This window comes from Streptomyces sp. NPDC104309 (assembly GCF_055584025.1).
In genome coordinates this window covers 103,508-124,219 of the sequence record NZ_JBVJMV010000014.1, presented here as the reverse complement: position 1 = coordinate 124,219, position 20,712 = coordinate 103,508, and the positions used below count along the sequence as shown (strand labels likewise).

Here is a 20,712-nt window from a genome sequence, read left to right as displayed (position 1 = left end):
GCGTGCGGCGTTCCCAACAAGACCAGGACGCCCGGTGGTTGAGGCAGCCAACCGGGCATTTACGATGCATGGGCCACATTTCGAGGCCGGGCGAGACGGAAGGGCGGGGCGCGATGGACGAGAAGCGCACAGCGGGACGAGGAGTCGGCGCCTTCTCCGGAGACGGGCCGCACGACGCCCACACCCTCAACTCCCCGGACGGACGGGACAGCGCGCACGTACCGTCCGCCCCCCGCGGACGGAGCGGCGCGCAGGGACCGGACGGCACGCCCTCGCCGGGCTCCCCGCACGGGCCTTGCGGCGACCCCGGTGCCATCGGGCTACGCGTACAACGACTGCGCGCCGAATGCGGCCTGACTCAGCGTCAACTCGCCGAGCCCGCGTACACCGCGGCCTACGTCTCCACTCTGGAGGCGGGCCGGGTGCGCCCGTCGGAAGCGGCCGTGCGCCATCTCGCGGATCGGCTCGGCGTGACGCACGAGGAGCTGGCGACGGGCCGCCCCGCCCATCTCGCCACCGATCTGCGGCTGAGACTCGTGGAGGCCCAGCGGACGCTGGCCACCGGTGTCGCCGAGGACGCAATCGCCGCCTACTCCCGGCTGCTCGACGAGGCCGAGAGGCACGGTCTCGACGAGGAACGCGCCACGGCGCTCCTCGGGCTCGGCCAGTGTGCTCTGGAGACCGGCGATCTGTCCGTGGCCCGTGAGCACTTCGAGGCCGCGGAGCAACTCCTCTCCGACGCACCGCTCCCCCGGCGCGCCCCGGCCGTCCGCGGCCGGGCGGTCGCGCATCTCCTGGCGGGCGAACTCCGGTACGCCTGCTACCTGCTGGAGAGCGCCATCGACGAGCTGAACTCCTCCGGGCTGCAGGACCCGGGCGCGCTCGTACTGTTGTACACGGCCGCGATCGCCCCGTACATGGACATGGGCGCCCACGCCCGCGCCGCACAGGCGGGTGAGCTCGCGCTGGCTCTCGCGCCGCAGGTGTCCGATCCCGAACTGGTCGCCGGACTGCACCGAAGCGTCGCCCGCACACTCATCGCGGCGGGCCGCACCACGGAGGCGGATGCCGCCCTCGCGAAGGCGGCCGAGATCTACCAGCAGCTCCAGATCCGTACGGAGATGGCGCACTGCCACTGGATGCGCGGTTACGTACGCGCGCAGGACGGCGACCTGTCCGGCGCCGAGACCGAACTGTGCGCCGCCCGCGACATGCTGGCGTCGAAGCGGGCCGCCCTGTACACGGCGCAGGTCGAGGTGGAGCTGGCCGACGTACTGCGCCGAAGCGGCAAGACGGCCGAGGCCCGCGAACTGCTGCACCGGCTCCTGGGCGAACTGCACCCCGAACGGGGATCGGTCCACGCCGGTGGCGCGCACCGGCTGCTCGGCCTCGTCCACGAGGATCAGGGCGATCTCGAAGCCGCCGAGGAACACTACGTCACGGCGTTGGCCCTGCTGGAACGGGCGGGCGCGGCAGGCGATCTCGCGGACATCTGCCGGCTTCTGGGAGATCTGTTGCGACGCCTCGGCCGTACCGAAGCGGCGATGGACGCGTACCGGACCGGACTCGGGCACCGCGCCTCACCCGGCAGCACCACACTGGGACCGGCGCCGGTACGGCCGCCCACGGCCCGGGTTCCGTCCGACGGGGCCGGACCGTCGGCCCAGCACGCCCCCGCACCGGGAACGCCCCGGCTGCCCGGGTGAACGGACGGCGCTCGCCGCGCCGGAGGCAAGGGTCCACGTCCGGCCGGACGGCCGGTTCGGGACGGTGAGGGCTGGCCCGGGGTCGTTCGGGCTCGTTCGGGCCGGGGAACAACCCCACGATTTCGACGGCGGTACGGGGCAGCGGACCGCCGCGCGCGGTTTCGTCGTCGGACTGCGCGACCGCGGATGCGATGCACCTCTCGTCCCGCCGGGGGACGTGGCGTGGACAGCGGCCCACGTACGGAAGGGCGAGATCACCGAGGGCCGACAGCAGCACGGTCGGGACCAGGACGATCACTGAGGGCCGACGGCCCCGGACGGCTTCAGCATCGTGACCGGCAGGAGGCGAACAGGGCCGGAACCGTCGAGATCACGGCCCGGCTGTACGGCGATCTGCCGGCCGAGGACCTGGCAGCGCCCGGCCGCGTGCTCACCGAGGTCACCGCGCGGGCGAACGCAGCCCTGGCAGGAATCCGAGACGCGCCGCCGGCGCGCGCCGGCCCCGTTGAACACACCCGGGCACGGTCATCCGGCCGGCTGGGGTGACGGCTGCGGTTCCGGCGTGGGCGGCTGCGGAATCGGATCCGGCGAGGGGCCGGGCGGAACGGGTCCGGGCGGCGGTGGCGGCGGCTCCGGAAGCGGTGACGGCGGCCCGGGCATCGGTCCGGGAGTGGGAGCCGGGGGTACGGGGTCGGGGTACGGATCGGACATCGCGGGGCCTCCGAACGGTTCGGGGTGGATCTCCTTCCACCGTCTCCCGGAGCGGCTGCCCGCGCCCGGTGAGTCCATGCGTAAGGGTTCGGGATGCTCCGCCCGAGGCCTTCCGCGCCCCGTCCGGCGGATCAGCGCGCCGCAGCGACCGCAGCAAAGAGGCCAGGCCGGGGGCTGGAGAGCACCGGGATCCGGGTGGCCGTCCGGGGAACCGCGTCAGCCATCGACGCCTGGGCCAGCACGATCACATCGGCCTCCGTCACCGCGTCGGCCGCGGCCGCGATCAGGTCCAGATAGCCATCGCGGTCACCGGCTTCGAAGCACGCCCAGGCCCCGTCGACCACAACGGTACGGACCTCGACGGACCGCTCCCCCGCCTCCTCGGCCAGCAGTGCGAGCGTCGGTGCCAGAGTGCCGGTGATCGCGGCGAGAACCACCACGCGCCCCCGTCGCGCGGCATCGGCCGCCATCGGACGGTCGACACGCAACACGGGGACGCCGATCGCCGCCGAGGCCGATTCCGCGACCGCGCCGATCGTCGAACACGTGCAGAGCACGGCGGAGGCCCCCTCGGCGACGACGCCCGCGAGCAGCGCCCGGATCTCGCCCGACACCGCTTCGGGGCCCGATTCCCTGGCCCGGAGCAGCAGACCCTCGTCCACGAGATGGCGCAGGGCCAGTCCGGGATGCTCCGCGTCCCGGAGGGCGTCGAAGACAGGAACGTGGACCGGGGAGGTGTGCAGCAGTGCGAGCGTCACCGTCCGAACGGTACAGCCCCCGGCCGCCGCGGTTCAGTACAGCTCGGGTCGGGACATGAGCTGCTTCTTCGCCCGCTCCACCAGTTCCGCCGACGCCTCGGGGGCCTTGTCGGGGTGGCGCTCCGCCCACTTCGCGGCGTACGGGCAGAGCGGGACGACGGGCACGCCCCCGCGTCCCGCCATGTTGTAGAACTCCTGGACGAGAGCACCCGCGATGCCCTTGCCCTCGTGGCCGGGTTCGACGACGGTGTGCACGGCGACCAGCGCGGCCGGCTCGCCGTCCATCACGAAGTACGCGATGACTCCGACGGCCTTGCCGCTCTCGTGGGCGAGCAGGTTGCCGCTCGCCCGGTCGTCGCGGATGTCGAGTCCGATCCGGTGGGTCTGTTCGGCCATGACGGGTGCTCCTTCAGCGGTCGAGCCGGTTCAGCGCGCCGAGGCGACGGCGTGCGGGCTCCGTTCGGTGGCGGTGCTGGGCACGGGCTCGGAGGCGTCGGCGCCGATCCCGACCATACGGTTGCCGGAGTCGACGTGCACGACGCGCGGGATCATGCGGCGGGCCTCGACGTCGTCGGCCTGGGCGTAGCTGATCAGGATGACCAGGTCACCGGGGTAGACGAGGTGGGCGGCGGCGCCGTTGATGCCGATGACGCCGGAGCCGCGCTCGCCCTCGATGACATACGTCTCCAGGCGGGCACCGTTGTCGATGTCGACGATGTGCACCAGCTCACCGGGCAACAGATCCGCGGCCTCCATCAGCTCGGCATCGACGGTCACAGAACCGACATAGTGCAGATCGGCCTGGGTGACGGTGGCTCGATGGATCTTTGACTTGAGCATGGTACGCATCATCGGGGTACTCCTGAACCTAGGCTCCCTGCCTGCGATTTTGCAGGTCAAGGGCGATTTTTCTACCCTACAGCGAGTCGCATGTCCGGGCAGCGTTCCCCAGGTCTTTCAGGACTTATGCTGACCCCTTGCCGACTTTCCTGATGCATCGTCAGGCAAGGTCGGGAGAGCTCATCGCCCCCATCACGCCCCCGCCGTGGCGACGATGCAAGCCTACGCAACACCCCTCGCGGGCCCTCCGTGACTACCGTCACTGCGACATCTCGCGGCAATCCCCCTGCCCCATTGGAGTCGCCGACGGCTGGACAGGACCTAGCCAAACCGGCGTTTCTCGTGACCGTTGTTGTCGCCCGCAGGTGACGCTTGGCAGTGGTACGTGGCGGGCACTCCCTGGCCCCAGTCCCTCACCCACCGTCCTGACCTGCACCGGGCCACAAGCCACCTCGCCCGCCTCGATCTCACCCTCGCAGCCTGACCGAATCAGCCACCCGGCTCTCAGGGTCCGCTTCCATAGGCTGAGGAAGGACACGGCGTTTCTCTGCTTGATCGGACTTGTGATTCGACACCCCAACTCTGACGGAGGACGGCGTGTGCGCAAAAACTTCCTCGCCCTCACCACCCCCCTCGACTTCAGCCACCGATGTCACACCACCAACCACAACATCGGCACACCCAATCGCTCCTACGCCAACAAGCACCGCAGCTGGTCCCCATAGCCACCTGCGCGAGCAGTGTGGTCTTGGTAGCGATCCAGACGTCGAGGTCGTCACGGCTGGCGGGCGAGCATACGAGGCCGACCACACCCCCTGCTGCCCGCCCGCCAGCCCGCGATCATGCTTCGAGCACGGAGAAACTCCCGCTCATCGAGCAGGGGATCCCTTGGCCACCACGCGCTCAGGCTCCCCCGCCGTTGGACTGTGGGATCCCCGGTGCGAGGGAACGGAACTTGTAGATGTAGCCGCCGTTGTCGCCGCCTACGGTGATGTATCCGTCGGTCGTGCCCGGCCTGATCACCAGGTTGCTGACGAGCGGTTCCGACTTGGGCTCCTGCGGGACGACGATCGTGGCGATCAGGTCTCCGCCCGAGTTCCACACGAGGATCTTCCCGGCGCCGATCACCACCTGGTAGACGTTGCCGGCCGAGTCGACGGAGTTCGAATCGAAGCCGTGGAGACCGGTGCCGGCGGACATCCCCACGCTGCCCGCGACGACGCTCTTGCCGTCGGGCGCCAGTGTGAAGTGGTCCTCCCGGCCGAGGCTGTACTCGCCGACCCACAGGCCGGAGAAGTCCGGGGTGAACGAGATGCCATTGGGAGCGGACAGGCCGCCCTGCAGAACGATCGGGTGGGTGCCGTCGGGGTTGAGACGCACCACCCGGCCGATCGGGTCCCACGGGGAGCCCTGGTAGTCGGCGATGTACATGCCCCCCGCCTTGTCGAAGGCGATGTCGTCGGGCACCATCGACCGGCCGTCCACCGACCCCGAGAAGACCGTCGTGAAGCCCGTGCCGTCGGGGTTGAGCCGATCGATCTTCCCGTTGTCGAAGTCGGTGACGTAGAGCTTCCCGTCGGCGGGGCTGAACTGCAGGGAGGAGAAACGGCTCGTGGCGTCGGTGTAGACAGGCGTGACGGCCTTGGTGCGCAGGTCGAACTCGAGGATCTTGGGCTGTCCCGCCGGAGCGGTGAAGTTGACGAAGTACAGATGGCCGTTGGGCCCGAAGGCGGGGCCCTCCAGCACGGTCGCGTGCCCGAATGCAGACGGCGGGTCCAGAGGCGCCACCTTTGCGACCTCGGTCGCCCGGATCACGGGCACCGGCGGTGTTCTCCGCCCCTCGTCGGAGGCCGGGGCAGCGCCGCGTCCTTCGGCCGTCGGCGCAGCGGTCGTGACCGCTGCGCCGCCGATGAGCAGGGCCACCACGAAGGCGGCCGCGAGTATGAGCGGTCTCCTGACCTTGATCACAGTTCCTCCCGATCCGCGGCCATGCTCCGAGCGGCCGGCGCCCGATCCGGTATCGGGCACTGTCGCGTATGGCGGCGGGCTGTTGGGTTGTAGGGTTGTTGGTCATCCGGCACGATCGGGCCCGTTGGGGGCTGTTGATCGCAGCGGCTGGTCCCGACAGCCGGTGGGTGCTGGTGGAACCGTGCCGCCGTCGTTCACGGTGCCTGCCGCAAGCGGGCATGTGCGGCTCGCTCCCGCAACAGCGCCTTCTGGATCTTCCCGGTCGATGTCCTGGGCAGCTCACCGAAGATCACTCGGTGCGGTGCTTTGAATCTCGCGATCCTGTCCCGCACGAATGCGACCAGTTCTGCCTCTCCGATCGCAGCGTTGGCCCGGAGGGCGACGTACGCGATCGGCACCTCACCCCACTTCGGGTGCGGTGCGCCGACGACCGCGGCCTCCAGCACCGCCGGGTGCTCGGCGAGTGCGTTCTCCACTTCTACCGAGGTGATGTTCTCCCCGCCGGAGATGATGACGTCCTTGGCCCTGTCGCGCAGTTCGACGTAGCCGTCCGGATGCATGACGCCGAGGTCGCCCGAACGGAACCAACCGTCGACCGTCGTCGCGGCCTCGGTCGCCTCCTCGTCTCGGTAGTAGCCGAGCATCACGTCATTCCCGCGCAATACGATCTCGCCGAGCGTCATGCCATCGGCCCGCACATCCGTGCCAGAGGAATCGACCACCCGCAGCGGTTCGGCGATGATGTTCGCGATGCCCTGCCGCGCCATCAACGGGGCGCGCTGTTCGAGCGGCAGATCCCGCCACTCCGGCTGCCAGTCGCACACGACGGCCGGGCCGAAGGTCTCGGTGAGTCCGTAGAGATGGCGGACTTCGATGCCGAGCGTGCTCATCCTGGCGAGCAGTGCCGGCCAAGGCGGCGCACCTCCCACGAACACCTGAACCGGACGGGGGACGGGTGCTGCCGCGGCAGGGTCCTCGGCCAGCATCGCCAGAACGGTGGGCGCTGCGCAGAAGTGGGTGACGCCGCTCTCGCGGATGGCATGCCAGATGTCGGGCGGGTTCACCTTGCGCAGGCAGTGGTGCACCCCTCCGGCCGCGGTCACCGCCCATGGGAAGCACCAGCCGTTGGTGTGGAACATCGGCAGTGTCCACAGATAGCGTGCGGACGTGTCCAGCTTGGCGTGGTAGGCCATCGCCAACGCCTGGAGGTAGGCGCCACGGTGGTGGCACATCACGCCCTTCGGTCGTCCGGTCGTACCGCTGGTGTAGTTGATCGACAGCAGGGATCTCTCGTCGCTTACCTCCCTCGCCTGCGGGACTGCGTCCACCAGCAGGGACTCGTACTCGTCCTGCGGCTGACCCGAGTTGATCACTTTCGGTCGGATCGCACTGTGCTTCAAAGCCTCGGACAGCACGTCACGGCATGCGGCGTCGACGATCACCACGTGCGCCCCACTGTGGTCGAGGATGTAGGCGATCTCGGCAGGTGCGAGCCTGGTGTTGAGCGCCACGAGTACTGCGCCGGCCAGCGGCACCCCGTAGTGCGCTTCGAGCAGCACATGGGTGTTGGGGGCGAGGACCGCGACCCGGTCCCCGGGCTGCACTCCGTACCCCGCCAGCACCCCGGCCAACGCCTGTACCCGTTGCCAGAGTTCGGCATAGGAGTAACGCAGTTCGCCGTCGACGACCGCAGGCCGATCCGCGAACACCTTGGCGGCACGCTCGGCGAACACGACCGGCGTCAATTCAGAGAAGACCATCCCGTTCATCGTTCCTCGTCCGTCCTTCAAGGGGGATCGCTGTCGCGCTGCTTGCAGCCGGATCGGAGACAGAAGAAAGAGTATCCTCTTTAGGTGGGAGACACAACGAACCTGTCACGCAGCAGGCATCATTGGCAGCGCTTCAGGCGCCATCCGATTAGATCTGGACCTACCAGCCGAGTAATCAGTACACTGAAATGATGCTGAGCAACATGGGATTCACAGAGGGCAGTTGCGTCGTGATCTCCGGTGCGGGCAGCGGGATCGGCAGGGCCGTCGCGCTCGGCGCCGCTGAACTGGGGCTCGCCGTAGCGGTGTGGGACATCGACGGCAACGCCGCCGCCGGCGTGGCCGAACCGGTCGAGCACTCGGGTGGGCGGGCGCTCGCGGTCCAGGTGGATGCGTCGGATCGCCAGTCCGTCGAATCGGCGTGGGACCGTACCTTGGAGTGGGGCACGCCGGGCTTGCTGGTGAACAACGCCGGGCCACCGAGCAGTGCTCCCCAACCGTTCACATCGGGAATCATCGGCGTGCTCGGGATGGTCGAGCTCGTCACCACCTCCTGGCTGGATCGGGTTCGAGGTCAGGCGAAGGCCGTGGTGAACATCGCGTCCATCGCCGGCACCGCAATCGGTGGCGGAGTCGACTGATACTCGGCGGGGAAGGCCGGCGTCATCGGTTACACGCGATACCTTGCCGCCGCCGCTCCGTTCGGGGTACGGGTGAACGCGGTCGCGCCAGGCCTCGTCGTCACACCGCGGATGAAGGACTTCCTTCCGTCCGAGCCGGGGCGGCGCATGGTTGCGCGGACCCCGCGTGGCGTTCCCGTCCAGCCGCACGAGATCGCCGCGCCGGCACTCTTCCTGTTGTCCCCACTGGCCACGGCGATCACCGGCACGGTATTGACGGCCGATGCCGGCATGTCCGTCACGACCTGATCCACAGCAGCGTTCGGAACCACCTCTCCAGCGACTCGCGAAAAGGATGTCCCCATGAACTCGCCGATCCGGCCGCACCAGGGCACAGACGATCTTCTCCGCAATCTCGGTATCCCTACCAGGGGCGCAGTGTATGACCTGTCATCGGGCTGGTGGCGGCATATGCCCACTTTCGACGGCTATCCTCGCTTCGAGGTCGTCACCTACAACTCGCCGCAAGGCCAACGAGCGGCTCAACGGTTTCCGTTCGACGATCCGGATGAGAATCAGGTCGGTTTCGGCTATGTCTCCGAACTCGTGTCGGGAAGTCTGCACACCGGGACGCATATCGACGCGCTCTGCCATGTCACCTGCGGGGCGAATGACGAATGGCATGGCGGTGTGTCAGCCAACGAAGCACTGGGAGATCACGGTGCCGAACGCGATGACGCGGCAGAGTTGGCCCCCATCATCGGAAGAGGAGTGCTGCTGGACGTTCCCGGAGCCCTCGGCCTCGAGGTTCTACCGCCGCACTTCGCAATCGGTGAACAGCACCTGCGGCGGGCAGCGGATGCCGCCGAGATCTCGATCCGGGACGGGGACGTCGTACTGGTTCGAACGGGACAGATGAAGTTCTGGCCCGATGTCGACCGGATCCGGAAGTACAGCGGTGGCAGTGGTGTCGCGCTGGACGGAGCACAGTGGCTCGTGTCGCAGGGTGCTCGCTATGTGGGCGCGGACACCATGTCCTTCGAGGTGAGGCCGTCTTCGGTGCCCGGAAATCAACTCCCGGTGCACTTGTACCTCCTCCACGAGCAGGGGATCCACATCATGGAATGGGTCAACTGCGAAGGCCTGGCGGCCGACGCCGTCTCCCAATTCCTCTTTGTGGGCCTGCCACTCACCATCAGCGGCGGCACGGGGTCGCCGCTCCGGCCCGTCGCCGTGGCCTGATCGGACAACCAGGCTCGTCAACTCGCGACAACCTGACCCACGGAACCGACAGGAGAGCCGGAAATGGCCTGTGGCAAGTCGCGCCGCGGATGACGGCCTACAGCGGCCCCGGCTGATCGAAATGCGCTGGGCGCGCCTCCTCTGCTGCCGATCCAACGGCTGCCGACCAGACCGGCCTGCAGCCGTTGCCACGCAGCGCAGGGGCCCATTCCTCCTACTCGTCCTCCAGGAGCGCCGCGATCTACTCGTCCTCCAGGAGCGCCGCGATGGCTTGCAGGTGCCGGCGCATCCGGTGTTGCGCGAACGGAACGTCACCGGCCACGATCGCCGCCACGATCGCTTGGTGCGCCGCATGGGACTCGGCTGCGGCATTGCGATGCCCCTCGTCCGGCCGGTCGTCGGACTCCCATTCGTGCTGCACCATGTCTTCGTCGAGCTGAGCCAGCACCTCGACGAAGAGCGTGATTGCCGGATTGCCGGCCAGTTCGGCGATCACGCGATGGAGATTCCGCGCGTGTCCGAGTGTCACGCCTCGGTCCATCAACTCCTGCTCGGTGTCGAGCGCCTTCGTCAGGCTGGTGATGCCTCGCTCTGTCAGCCTCTCGGTCGCCGCGGTGACACCTGCGAGTTCGAGGGCCATCCTCGCCTCGAAGAGCTGCCGACGGCTGACAGCCGCGTGCCGGAGATAGACTCGCGCGGCATCGCGGACGATGCCAGGATCCGGTTCGGTGACGACGAGGCCGCCTCCCGGCCCACGCCGCATGCGCGCCATCTGATGATGCTCGACGAGCCGCACGGCCTCGCGGAACACCGCTCGACTCACACCGTAGCGTTCGATCAGATCCCGTTCGGATCCCAGAACCGACCCGGTGCGCCAACCCTCCTTCATGATGTCCTTCTCGATCAGCCCCGCCACGGTTTCGGCGAGCCGCTGACTCCCCCGCCCAGCAGGTGCGGAGCAGTTGTTCCCGTCATCTGTCATGGACAAGACCTGTCCCCGTCTGAGTATCGGTGCCCCGCTACACGTCGGTGCTGATAGAGCACACTCTTTCTTCGGACCATAATAGACCCGACCACGGAGCAGGCTGGCGGAGCCGATCGATTCAAGCCGAATGAGTGGCCTCATTCTCCACCAGGGATTGCGGCATCGACTCTGGCCGGGGTGAGCCGACCGGCCTGTGCCGGTCACGGAGTCAACCGTTGCGGATACCGTCGAGGACTTCCAGCGCGAGCGCCAGGTCGGACTCGGCGGCCAGCGATACCGACACCCTGTGGTAGACGCCGGTGTAGCGTTCGCGGATCAGCCGACCCGCCTCCGCAGGCGTCTCTGCGACCACGGCGAAGGCGTGCAGTACATCGTCGTCGATGAGTTGCCCCATCTCCTTCCAGCGCCCCTGCAGCGACAGCGCGTGCAGCTCCTCCTGGAGCGCGCCCCAGCCGTGGTGCTCCAGCACGGTCCGGTACGCCGGTGTGGAGCCGTAGAAGGCGAGGCGCTCGCGGATGCCGGCACGGTTGTGCTCGTACTCCTGCTCGGTGCGGCCCGTGACGGTGAGCACGCTGCCGGCGATCTCGAAAGGCCGCCTGGTCCACGGCGCCCCCTCGGTCTCGGCCTTGGCGCGGGCCTCCAGCACCCCGGGGGCGAGCTGCTCGGTGATGTACGGCGCCGTGCTGAACGGGTGACAGATGACACCGTCGCCGACCTCGCCGGCCGCGGCGGCCATCAGCGGTCCCACGGCCGCGATGAGCACGAGGGGCGCACCCTGCTCCAGCGGGCCGGGGTCGAACGTCGGGTTCATCATGGTGTGGGTGTAGAACTCACCCCGGAAATCGAGCTTTTCACCGGTCTGCCAGCAGTCCCAGATCGTACGGGTGGCGGCGACGAACTCCTTCATGCGGGCCGCCGGCCTGGACCACGGCATGGCGAACCGGCGGGTGATGTGCGCCTTGATCTGCGAGCCCAGACCGATCACGGCGCGACCGCCGGAGAGCTGTTGCAGTGTCCATGCGCTGGATGCCAGCGTCATCGGGGTACGGGCGAATGCGATGGCCACACCGGTGGCCACTTCGATGGCGGAGGTGCGGGATGCGGCTATGGCGAGCGGCTGGAAGGGGTCCTGGGTGGTCTCGGGTACGAGGACCCGGTGGACGCCGTGCCGTTCGGCGGTGACGGCGGCCTCGATCATCTGTGACGAGGTGCCGATCGCGGCGTCCAGCTTCAGAGGCTCGGGGGCGTGCGGAACAGCGGTCATCGAACGGGGTCTCCTTGGTTGTCCCGGTGTGGTGCGGGCAGCAATGGCGTGGCAAGCGGTGGGGCTGCGGGCAATGACGTCGGCGGGAGCGAAGCCCGGCGCAGATCGAGGGGCTCGGGGCCGCGAAGTCCCTGGCGGTGCCCGCCCCGAGGCCGGCGACAACCGCGATCGCGGCCTCGGTCGGCTCAGGGCGGCCGGCAGCCGCTCGGGGGCAGCGGGCCACAACCCGGGTGTGCCTGTTCACCATGCATGACTCGTCAGCGGTCGGCGTCGGCGTTCACGTCGCCGGACAAGGCCTCCGCACGCACCCTTCGGCGGTCGGGCTTGTTGTTCGCGGTGAGTGGGATCGAGTTGAGCAGCCGTAGGCTCTTGGGAATCTTGTAGCCGGCCAGACTCGCCCGGCACAATCCCCGTATCTCTTCCAGACCGACCGTCCTGCCGGGGACGGCCACAATGCCGACCTCGACACGCTCGCCCCAGTGGTCGTCGGGCAGGCCATAGACGATGGCGTCGACGACGTGCGGGTGGCGAAGGACGACTTCCTCCACCTCCCGTGGGTAGACGTTCTCGCCACCGCTTATGATCATCTCCTTTTTGCGGCCGGCGATGAACACCCATCCATCGTCGGTACGTGAGGCACGGTCACCGATGTGCACACCATCGGCTCGGAAGGTCTCCTCGGATTCCTTCGGCAATCCGTAGTAGCCATGGGTTTGCCAGGGGCAGGAAACCACGAGATCGCCGACGGTACCGACGGGGACGTCATGGCCGTCCTCGTCGAGTATCCGGACGATCGCCCCCGGCAGCGGCCGGCCCACACCGGTGGACCGACCTGCCAGAAGGTCTTCGTGATCGAACCCCATGACCGAGCCGAATTCGGTGGCGCCGAACCCCGCACGGATTCTCGCGTTGGGGAAGTCGCGCAGCAGGTCGCGCACGAAGCCGTCTGTCGACGGCGCGGATCCGAAGCGAATCGCCGTGACGTTCTCGCGGCGGGTGGTCGCGAAGGCCGGGTGGGCGCGGAGCGCGGAGAACATCGTCGGCGCACCCATCAGACGGCTGGCGCCTCGGTCGATCGCCGCGAGCGCCGAGCCGGCGTCGAACCGGCGCTGGATCCAGACCTCACCACCTGCGAGCAACGGAGCCAGCAGGTTCGTTCCCAGAGTGATGTGAAAGAACGGCGAGAAGAACAGTTCGATGTCGGTGGGCGTGCGTGGGTTGCCGTGTGCGCAGGTGTTCAGCCAGAGCCACAGGCTGCGATGTGTATGGAAGGCGCCCTTGGGCGTTCCTGTCGTCCCGCCGGTGGCGAAGACGACGGCCGGGGCGTCCTCGGCCGGGACCGGCAGGATTCCGCCGCGGCTGATCAGCGGGGCCATCCGGTCCGCGATGGGCATGCGGTCGGCCGCCGGCAGTTCGATGACTCGACAGCCGGTCTCACGGGCCAGGGCCGCGTGGGTGGGGTCGGCGATCACGACGCTCGGATTCAGCGTGGCGAGGTAGGCGCGCGCTTCCGGTCCGGTCAGGCGGACGTTGAGCGGTGCGGCGACCATGCCGGCGGCCAGGGCACCGAGGATGACCATGGCCTGCGGAATGGACGGCTCCATTGCCGTCACGACTCGGTCCCCTGTGCGCAATCCGGCCTGCCGCAGCCCGGCGGCCACGGCATCCATCGTGTCTACCAGCTCGGCAAACGTCAGTTGACCGAAGTCGTCCCGGAGCGCTCGTCGATGCACCCCGTGCCGTTGGGCACCGATCGTTCGCAGCCAGTTCGGCAGGGTCAGTTGATCACCCACGAAGTTGCTCCCTTGGTCGTCGGCCAGCGCAGTCCGTGCGAGGAGTTCCCTTGCAGGCTATCGCTCCGACACTGATTTGAGTACACTCATCCACTCATTTCATGGGTGATGCGGCACCGTTTCGAGGGGGCAAGCCGATGCGCGTCAACGCCGTGTCCGATCGCCGCGACCGGGAAGCGGGTGGCGGGGGGCGACTTGGTCCGGGCAGGCCAGGAGAAGCCCTTGAGGCCGTCCGGATCACCGCCGGCGCAGTGACCGACGGACGGTACGACAGGACGCACCCCCTCCCCCGCCGAGAGCGCGGTACACCTTGTCACCAACCTGAAAGAGTGTACTCTTTCAGGTTAGTTAGAGACTCCCTCGATTCGATGGGAGCGGCCAGCCCTGCTGCGCCTCTTCGCGGCGCCTTGCTGGAGACGCATGACCGCATCACACGGAGGAACTGATGGAGTTCGCCTTTAGCGAAGCGGACGCCGCATTTCGGAGCGACCTCGTCGACTTTCTCGACCACGAACTGCCCGACGCCTGGAACCGTTCCGAGTTCGGTCTCGGCAGTGCGGTGTACACCGACTTCTCACGAGAGTTCGTGCGCACGCTGGCAGCCAAAGGCTGGCTCACCCCCCACTGGCCGCAGGAGTACGGCGGCGGTGGCCAGGGAGCGTGGCAGCATTTCGTGCTCGGCGAGGAGATGTGGAAGCGGGGGGAGCCACGCGGACCGCAGTACATGAACGTGAACTGGGTCGGCCCCGCCGTCATCAAGTACGGTACGGAAGAACAGAAGAAGGCCCTCCTGCCACCGATAACCCGGGGCGAGGTCTTCTGGTGCCAGGGCTTCTCCGAGCCGGAGGCCGGCACCGACCTTGCGGCCCTGAGGACACGCGCGACGCGGGATGATCACGGTTACATCCTCAACGGCCAGAAGATCTGGACGTCATATGCCAACGCGGCCGACTACTGCTTCCTCCTTGCGCGCACCGGTTCGGTGTCGGATGGTCGGGATGGAATTTCCGTCTTCCTGCTGCCTTTGAAGACGCCGGGCGTCGAAGTCAGGAGAATTGACGGGTTCGTCGGCGAACACTCCTTCAACGAACTTTTTCTCACCGACGTCAGGGTTCCCAAGGACTGCCTGCTCGGGGAGGAGAACAAGGGCTGGGAGATTGTCCGCCGGACACTCGCCTACGAGCGGGTCGGTGCCCCGCGCTACGCACGTGCGGCCCTGGTTCTCGACGGACTCGCCGGCTGGTGCCGAGCGGCCGACCTGCTCACGGATGCAGGGATTCAGGAGCAGTTGGGCGACGCCCGAGCCCTGTGTGAGGCTGCTCGTGTCCTCGTCCACCGTGTCATCGACGAGCGAGCCAAGGCCAAGGAACCCTCTCCCATGGCCTATCAGGCCCGCGCGGCAATGGTTCAGGCCGAACGTGCGGTCGGCGACCTCGCGCTCGACGTCATGGGAAGCGAGGCACTGGCCGAGCAGTCGTTGGGCGATGCGCAGTTCCGCAACTCGCTCGGCGCCGGCATCGCAGCGGGCAGCTACGAAGTCCAGCTCAACCTGATCACCCGGCTGATCCTGAAACTCCCGAAGGAATAGACGTGGATTTCGAACGATCGGATACGCAACGCGCACTGCTGGAGGCGCTGGGAACGTTGCTGAGCCGGCACGCCGGGACGCAGCGATGCCGAGAGCTCGCCGAACGCGGGGCATACGACCAGGTGCTCGAGTCCGAGCTGCGCGCGGGTGGGTTCCTCGACCTGTTCGCTGACGCCAACGCGGGACCGCTGGAAGCCACCTTGGCCATCGAACAGATCGGCGCTGAGCTCGGCGCGATCACACCGGTACCGCATCTTCTGGTGCTGCCCGCACTCGGGCTGCCGGTTCCCGAAGGTCCGGTCGTCCTGGCCACCGGCAAGGACTCAAGCCCCGAACGGTACGGCAGCGAGGCCCGCCACATCCTCATATCCGGAGCGGATCGGTGCACTGCCGCGGAGCTGCGTCCACACGACGCGACGCCGGTTCCGTCAGCATACGGTTACCCGCTGGCTCGGGTGGTACCGCACCATGAGCAGGACCTGGCTCCCGGAACGTCGGCGAACATGCTGAACTGGTGGCGTGTCGGTGTTTCCGCCGAGGCGCTCGGGATGATGCAGAAGGCATTCGATCTCACCGTTCAATATGCGAAAGACCGCAAAGTGTTCGGGCGGTCCCTCGGTTCGTTCCAAGCGTTGCAGCATCGCCTGGCCGAGTTGAGCGTGCTCCTGGAAGGGGCACGCTGGCTCACCTATGAGGCTGCGTTCCGGGGCGCACCCAAGGAGTCCTCGGCTGTCGCCGCCGCACACACGATGGCCACACTGCACCGGTTGACGCGGGAAACGCATCAGATCATGGGGGCCATCGGGCTGACCCGAGAACACGATCTCCACCTCTGGACGCTTCGCTTGCAAGCGCTCAGAGCCGAGCTCGGGGGCCTGCGCGAGCATCGGCGTGCCGTGGCGGCATCGCGTTGGGGAGCATCAGCAGCATGAGCAGTGTTGGCTTCACCCCGGAGCAGGAGGCACTCGCCGAGTCCGTCCGACGCTACTGCCTGGCCAGGTGCACGGACGAAGTGCAGCGTGCGAGTTCCAGCTCGTTTCCGCGGGCCTTCTGGCAAGGGCTGGCCGGCCTCGGCGTGCTGTCGTTGGCGATGCCCGACGAGGGTGGCGGTGCGGGCGAGATTTCCGCCGTGGCCATGGAGTTGGGGCGTGCCTGCGCCCCCGGACCGTTGGCAGGGACCTTCTTCGCGACACACACTCTGCCCGCGACGCACGCACGTGCCGTCTCTCGTGGCGCGAGTCTGGTCTCGTACGGACGTCCGCCGCTGATGCCGTGGTCGCCGATCGCCGACCTGTTCGTCGAGTCGGACGGCGAGCGGGCCTGGCTCGCGCGGGCCACCGGGGCGGTGGACTCGGTGGAAACCCTGGGCAACGAGCCTTGGGGGCGTGTCTCGCTGGAGCGTGTTCTGCCGCTGGAACGTGTACGGGAGGGAACCAACTTCTCGAACATGGCGCTCGCGGGGTACCTGTGGGGTGCCGGGAAGCGCGTCCTGGACGCCGCGGTCGAGCATGCGCGCACACGGCGTCAGTTCGGTCGTGCCCTCGGCTCCTTCCAAGCCGTCGCACATCCGATCGTGAACGCCGGCCTCGGTCTGGAGGCCGCGGAAAAGCTGATCAAGGTGGCCGCTCAGGCGATCGACCACCAGCACCCTCAGGCCTGCGGTCTCGCGGTCGCAGCGCGGCTGTCGGCATCGCGAGCTGCGATGGAAGCGGCTTTCGTCTCCCATCAAACGCACGGTGCACTGGGCTACTCCGTCGAAGGACCGATCGGCCACATCGCACAGCGCATCAGGCAGCTCTCCCTGTTGCCGTCGCACGCAGACGACATAGCGGAAGAGGTACTGGCGATGTACTCGGAAAGAGGACAGGAATGACACATGGCCAAGAGCACACGGTGGACGCCGAGGAGCCCGAGGTGCTCTTCGAAAAACGCGAACACATCGCTTATATAACGCTCAACCGACCGCACAAGGGAAACTCCCTGACCGGAACGATGATGCCAGAGATGAAGGCGGTGTGGCGCGAGGTCCGGGAAGACCCCTGGATCCGTGCGGCCATTATCACCGGCGCCGGTGATCGGCACTTCTGCACGGGCGCGGATGTGAACGTCGTCGCCGGGCGGGGAGGTATGAGTACCGGCACGGGGCCCTTGACCGACGAGGTCTTCTGGTCGCCTCGACAGAACCGGGTGTGGAAGCCGGTCATCTGCGCGGCCAACGGCCTCGTGGCCGGAGCCGGGCTGCACTTCGTGGTCGATGCCGACATCGTGGTCGCCTCGGACCAGGCGAGTTTCATGGACACCCACGTCAATGTGGGCCTGGTGGGGGCCATGGAGAACATCGGTCTCGCCAAACGCCTGCCGCTGGGATCCGCACTGCGCATGACCTTGATGGGCAAGAGCTACCGGATGCCTGCAGAGCGCGCGTACCAGCTGGGACTGGTCGACGAACTGGTCGCTCCTGACCAGCTCATGGCCACCGCAGAAGAAATGGCTCGCTGCATTGCCAAGAACTCGCCGGCCGCGGTGTCGCTTTCGCAGCAGGCGATCTGGGGGTCACTGGAAATGGGATACACCCAGGCGTGCGAGTACGGGTGGGCGCTCCTACGGATGCACTGGGCGCATCCCGACTCCAAGGAAGGCCCCCGGGCATTCAGCGAGCGGCGCGAACCGAAGTGGACCACGGCTGCCCGCGAGGAAGACTGACATGGACTTCGGATTCACCCGCGAGGAGGAGGAGTTCCGCAGCGAGGTACTCGAGTTCCTGGCTGACCATGAGGGGCTGAACGGATACTTCCATCGTGGTGAGAACACGGCGGAGGGGGTGCGCAGGCTCTACCGGGCGCTCGGGGAGCGTGGTTGGCTCTCGCTCTCCTGGCCAGTGGAGTTCGGTGGCATGGGACTGCCGCCTGCCTATGAGTTCATCCTGTGGGACGAGATGGCCTATGCGCGGGTCGCCCGGCCACCGATGGGTCCGGGATTGGTCGCCAAGGCGCTCATGGCTCACGGTACGGCCGAGCAGTGCGAACGTCTTCTTCCAGGACTGCGACTCGGACAGATCAACTTCGCGCTCGGCTACTCGGAGCCGGATGCCGGCTCCGATCTGGCGGCAGTTCGCACCCGGGCCCGGGTGGTCATTGACGAGTACGAGATCAACGGCGCAAAGTGCTGGACGTCCAATGCTCACTGGGCCGACTTCATCTGGTTGCTCTGCCGGACCGGCTCGCCGGACAGCAGATCGCGTGGACTCAGCGTCCTGATCGTTCCATTGGACCATCCTGGGGTGTCGATCTCCCCGATCCCGACTCACGACGGCGGACGCCTGAACGAGGTTCGGTTCGACGGTGTGCGGGTGCCCGTCGAGAATCGCGTCGGCCTCGAGAACGAGGGATGGCAGGTGGTCGCATCCGCGCTCGCAGTCGAACGGCATGTCCAGTTCCCACCGAAACGGCTACGACGTGACCTGCAGGACCTCATCGCCTGGGTGGAGACGTCGGGCCTGGGCCGAGATCCCTTCGTCCGTCGGCGGCTGTCCGACCTCGCCGTGAAAGTGGCGGAGGTCGAGGCACTGGCGCTGGCATTGCTCGGTGACATCACCTCTGGGCAACCATCGGCGGTTCCGGCGGCCTATCACAAACTGGCCGGCACACTCCTCGTCCAGGAAATCGCGCGTGCGGCAATGGAGTTCGGATCGCCCGAAGCGCTCGTCAAAGGCACCGATGTCGAGTTCATGTGGCGGCAGGCGATCCTGGAAACCATCGGCGGCGGAACGTCGGAAATGATGCGTGGACTCGTCGCACGGCAGGCGTTCGGTCTTGAGAGCAAAGTCTGAAAGGTCATCGCGCAACCGCTGAACAGAGAAGAAACGATCTCGTTCGGCTGAGCGGCTCACTCTCCCGGATACCACTCCGGAGAACGAGCCCTGCACCACCGCGGAAGGTACCTCGCCGTTCACCAACCCACAACATCCCTACCGCTCAAGGGAGTCAGCCATGTCTGCTGCACCCTCCGCGTCGTCCCCGCAGAGCCCCCGGACATCCGGGGGCGCCGGGCAGCCACCCACAGCGCCGGACACCGCCCTGCTGCGCAAGGTGGCGCTGTCGAGCCTGCTCGGAACCGTCATCGAGTACTACGACTTCCTGCTCTACAGCACCATGGCCGCTCTGGCCTTCGGTCGGCTGTTCTTCCCCGATTCGAACCCAGTGGTCGGCACGATCGCATCGTTCGGGACACTGGCCGCCGGCTACGTCGCACGACCCATCGGGGGTGCCGTCTTCGGGCACTTCGGTGACCGGCTCGGCCGCAAGGCCATGCTCATCCTGACGATGCTCCTGATGGGGGCCGCGAGCTTCCTGATCGGAGTGCTGCCCACGTACGCGACCATCGGCGTCGCGGCTCCCGCCTTGCTGGTCCTGTTCCGCATCGTGCAGGGCGTCGCCATCGGCGGCGAGTGGGGTGGCGCCACGCTGATGGTCGTCGAGCATGCCGACGCACGGCGCCGCGGCCTGTGGAACGGCGTGATGCAGATGGGGTCACCGATCGGATTCCTCCTGTCCACCCTGGCGGTCACTGCGACCACGATGCTCCCCCAAGAGCAGTTCATGGCCTGGGGTTGGCGCATCCCGTTCCTGTTCAGTGCGCTGCTGCTCGGCATCGGCCTGTACGTGCGCATCAGCATCACGGAGAGTCCGCTGTTCCAGCAGGCGGTGGAGACTCGGAAGCAGCAGTCCTCAGCCGAACCGCCGCGCATCCCCCTGGCGCAGGTGCTGCGCAGGCCGCGGACCCTGGTCCTTGCCTGCGCGGTCGGCATCGGTCCCTTCGCCCTGACCGCTCTGATCAGTACCTTCATGCTCACCTACGCCACGGGCGTCGGGTACGCCACCTCCGACGTGATGTCCGGACTCACGGCCACCTCAGTCACCGGGCTGGTGGCCATACCACTGTTCTCCGCGCTGTCCGACCGCCTCGGACGCCGGGCGGTCTCGCTGGCCGGCGCCGTAGGCATCTCACTGCTCGCCTTCCCGATCTATGCCCTGATCAACACGAAGTCCGTTCCCCTGCTGATCCTCGGTATGGTCATCGGCCAGGTGGTACAGAACGCGATGTACGCACCGCTGGGCCCGCTGCTGTCCGAGATGTTCGGCACCAAGGTCCGCTACACCGGAGCCTCCATGGGCTACCAGCTGGCCGCACTGATCGGCGGCGGCTTCACCCCGCTCTTCGCCAGCAGCCTGCTCTCCGCGTCGGGCCACATCTCCAGCACCCCTCTCGCCGCCCTGGCCATAGGCTGCGGGCTGATCACCGCACTCGCCATCTGGCGCACCGCCGAAACCCGCGGGCGGGACCTGTCCGACGACCCGGACACCTCACCTGGGCCAGGGGCTGGGCGCGGTGGAAATCCCTGCTGACGTTGACCAAGTGCTCCGATCCCGGGGACGGGCGAGTCACCATCCATCTCGATGTGATCGACG

The 20,712-nt window shown here is 67.7% G+C and carries 17 protein-coding genes and 1 pseudogene; 10 read left to right on the top strand and 8 right to left on the bottom strand.

Annotation, left to right across the window (positions count from 1 at the left end):
• Positions 1–113: 113 nt before the first annotated feature.
• On the top strand, positions 114–1,706 hold the full coding sequence (locus ACZ68L_RS21855) for a tetratricopeptide repeat protein (RefSeq protein WP_469579343.1): 1,593 nt from the start codon (positions 114–116) through the stop codon (positions 1,704–1,706).
• Between the two features lie 842 nt (positions 1,707–2,548).
• Here ACZ68L_RS21855 and ACZ68L_RS21850 read toward each other — a convergent pair.
• The 3 genes from ACZ68L_RS21850 to panD are packed head-to-tail and all read right to left on the bottom strand — an operon-like array spanning position 2,549 to position 4,027.
• On the bottom strand, positions 2,549–3,175 hold the full coding sequence (locus ACZ68L_RS21850) for an aspartate/glutamate racemase family protein (RefSeq protein WP_469579341.1): 627 nt from the start codon (positions 3,173–3,175) through the stop codon (positions 2,549–2,551).
• 33 nt (positions 3,176–3,208) lie between these two features.
• Positions 3,209–3,571, bottom strand: a complete 363-nt coding sequence (locus ACZ68L_RS21845) for a GNAT family N-acetyltransferase (RefSeq protein ID WP_469579339.1) — start codon at positions 3,569–3,571, stop codon at positions 3,209–3,211.
• A gap of 30 nt (positions 3,572–3,601) precedes the next feature.
• The gene (panD, locus tag ACZ68L_RS21840; RefSeq protein WP_469579337.1) at positions 3,602–4,027 is read right to left on the bottom strand and encodes an aspartate 1-decarboxylase; all 426 of its coding nucleotides are present in this window, start codon (positions 4,025–4,027) and stop codon (positions 3,602–3,604) included.
• Between the two features lie 587 nt (positions 4,028–4,614).
• On the opposite strand from panD, the gene ACZ68L_RS21835 reads away from it, so the two are divergent.
• Complete coding sequence (locus ACZ68L_RS21835) at positions 4,615–4,740, top strand: hypothetical protein (RefSeq protein ID WP_469579335.1); 126 nt, start codon at positions 4,615–4,617, stop codon at positions 4,738–4,740.
• A 178-nt stretch (positions 4,741–4,918) separates the two neighbouring features.
• Here the strand turns inward: ACZ68L_RS21835 and ACZ68L_RS21830 are convergent, their stop codons facing one another.
• Together ACZ68L_RS21830 and ACZ68L_RS21825 are read right to left on the bottom strand one after the other, a co-directional pair.
• Entirely contained in the window at positions 4,919–5,983 is a 1,065-nt protein-coding gene (locus ACZ68L_RS21830; RefSeq protein ID WP_469579333.1) for an SMP-30/gluconolactonase/LRE family protein, read from the bottom strand.
• 194 nt (positions 5,984–6,177) lie between these two features.
• Positions 6,178–7,743 (bottom strand): AMP-binding protein, encoded by a 1,566-nt coding sequence (locus tag ACZ68L_RS21825; RefSeq protein WP_469579332.1) that lies wholly within the window; start codon positions 7,741–7,743, stop codon positions 6,178–6,180.
• A gap of 197 nt (positions 7,744–7,940) precedes the next feature.
• Between ACZ68L_RS21825 and ACZ68L_RS21820 the strand changes: the two are divergent.
• Both ACZ68L_RS21820 and ACZ68L_RS21815 read left to right on the top strand, forming a co-directional pair.
• Positions 7,941–8,681, top strand: a pseudogene (locus ACZ68L_RS21820) (SDR family NAD(P)-dependent oxidoreductase).
• Positions 8,682–8,735: 54 nt separating this feature from the next.
• Positions 8,736–9,614, top strand: coding sequence for a cyclase family protein (locus ACZ68L_RS21815; RefSeq protein ID WP_469579330.1), 879 nt, complete (start codon positions 8,736–8,738; stop codon positions 9,612–9,614).
• 241 nt (positions 9,615–9,855) lie between these two features.
• Here the strand turns inward: ACZ68L_RS21815 and ACZ68L_RS21810 are convergent, their stop codons facing one another.
• The 3 genes from ACZ68L_RS21810 to ACZ68L_RS21800 all read right to left on the bottom strand — a co-directional run bounded on the left by ACZ68L_RS21810 (position 9,856) and on the right by ACZ68L_RS21800 (position 13,656).
• Positions 9,856–10,530: a FadR/GntR family transcriptional regulator gene (locus ACZ68L_RS21810; protein ID WP_469579329.1), complete on the bottom strand. Its 675-nt coding sequence runs from the start codon at positions 10,528–10,530 to the stop codon at positions 9,856–9,858.
• 277 nt (positions 10,531–10,807) lie between these two features.
• Positions 10,808–11,863: a TIGR03617 family F420-dependent LLM class oxidoreductase gene (locus tag ACZ68L_RS21805; RefSeq protein ID WP_469579328.1), complete on the bottom strand. Its 1,056-nt coding sequence runs from the start codon at positions 11,861–11,863 to the stop codon at positions 10,808–10,810.
• Positions 11,864–12,120: 257 nt separating this feature from the next.
• Positions 12,121–13,656 carry a class I adenylate-forming enzyme family protein gene (locus tag ACZ68L_RS21800; protein WP_469579326.1) on the bottom strand — a complete coding sequence of 512 codons (1,536 nt, stop codon included), beginning with the start codon at positions 13,654–13,656 and terminating at the stop codon, positions 12,121–12,123.
• A gap of 445 nt (positions 13,657–14,101) precedes the next feature.
• On the opposite strand from ACZ68L_RS21800, the gene ACZ68L_RS21795 reads away from it, so the two are divergent.
• The 6 genes from ACZ68L_RS21795 to ACZ68L_RS21770 all read left to right on the top strand — a co-directional run bounded on the left by ACZ68L_RS21795 (position 14,102) and on the right by ACZ68L_RS21770 (position 20,649).
• Positions 14,102–15,244, top strand: coding sequence for an acyl-CoA dehydrogenase family protein (locus tag ACZ68L_RS21795; protein WP_469579324.1), 1,143 nt, complete (start codon positions 14,102–14,104; stop codon positions 15,242–15,244).
• 2 nt (positions 15,245–15,246) lie between these two features.
• On the top strand, positions 15,247–16,176 hold the full coding sequence (locus tag ACZ68L_RS21790; RefSeq protein ID WP_469579322.1) for an acyl-CoA dehydrogenase family protein: 930 nt from the start codon (positions 15,247–15,249) through the stop codon (positions 16,174–16,176).
• Positions 16,173–17,117, top strand: a complete 945-nt coding sequence (locus tag ACZ68L_RS21785; protein WP_469579320.1) for an acyl-CoA dehydrogenase family protein — start codon at positions 16,173–16,175, stop codon at positions 17,115–17,117. The genes ACZ68L_RS21790 and ACZ68L_RS21785 overlap by 4 nt, the downstream gene beginning before the upstream one ends.
• A gap of 20 nt (positions 17,118–17,137) precedes the next feature.
• A complete protein-coding gene (locus ACZ68L_RS21780; protein ID WP_469579318.1) occupies positions 17,138–17,947 on the top strand; it encodes an enoyl-CoA hydratase/isomerase family protein in 810 nt (269 codons plus the stop codon).
• Between the two features lies 1 nt (position 17,948).
• Positions 17,949–19,073, top strand: a complete 1,125-nt coding sequence (locus ACZ68L_RS21775) for an acyl-CoA dehydrogenase family protein (protein WP_469579316.1) — start codon at positions 17,949–17,951, stop codon at positions 19,071–19,073.
• 160 nt (positions 19,074–19,233) lie between these two features.
• Positions 19,234–20,649 (top strand): MFS transporter, encoded by a 1,416-nt coding sequence (locus ACZ68L_RS21770; protein ID WP_469579315.1) that lies wholly within the window; start codon positions 19,234–19,236, stop codon positions 20,647–20,649.
• Positions 20,650–20,712 lie beyond the last annotated feature (63 nt).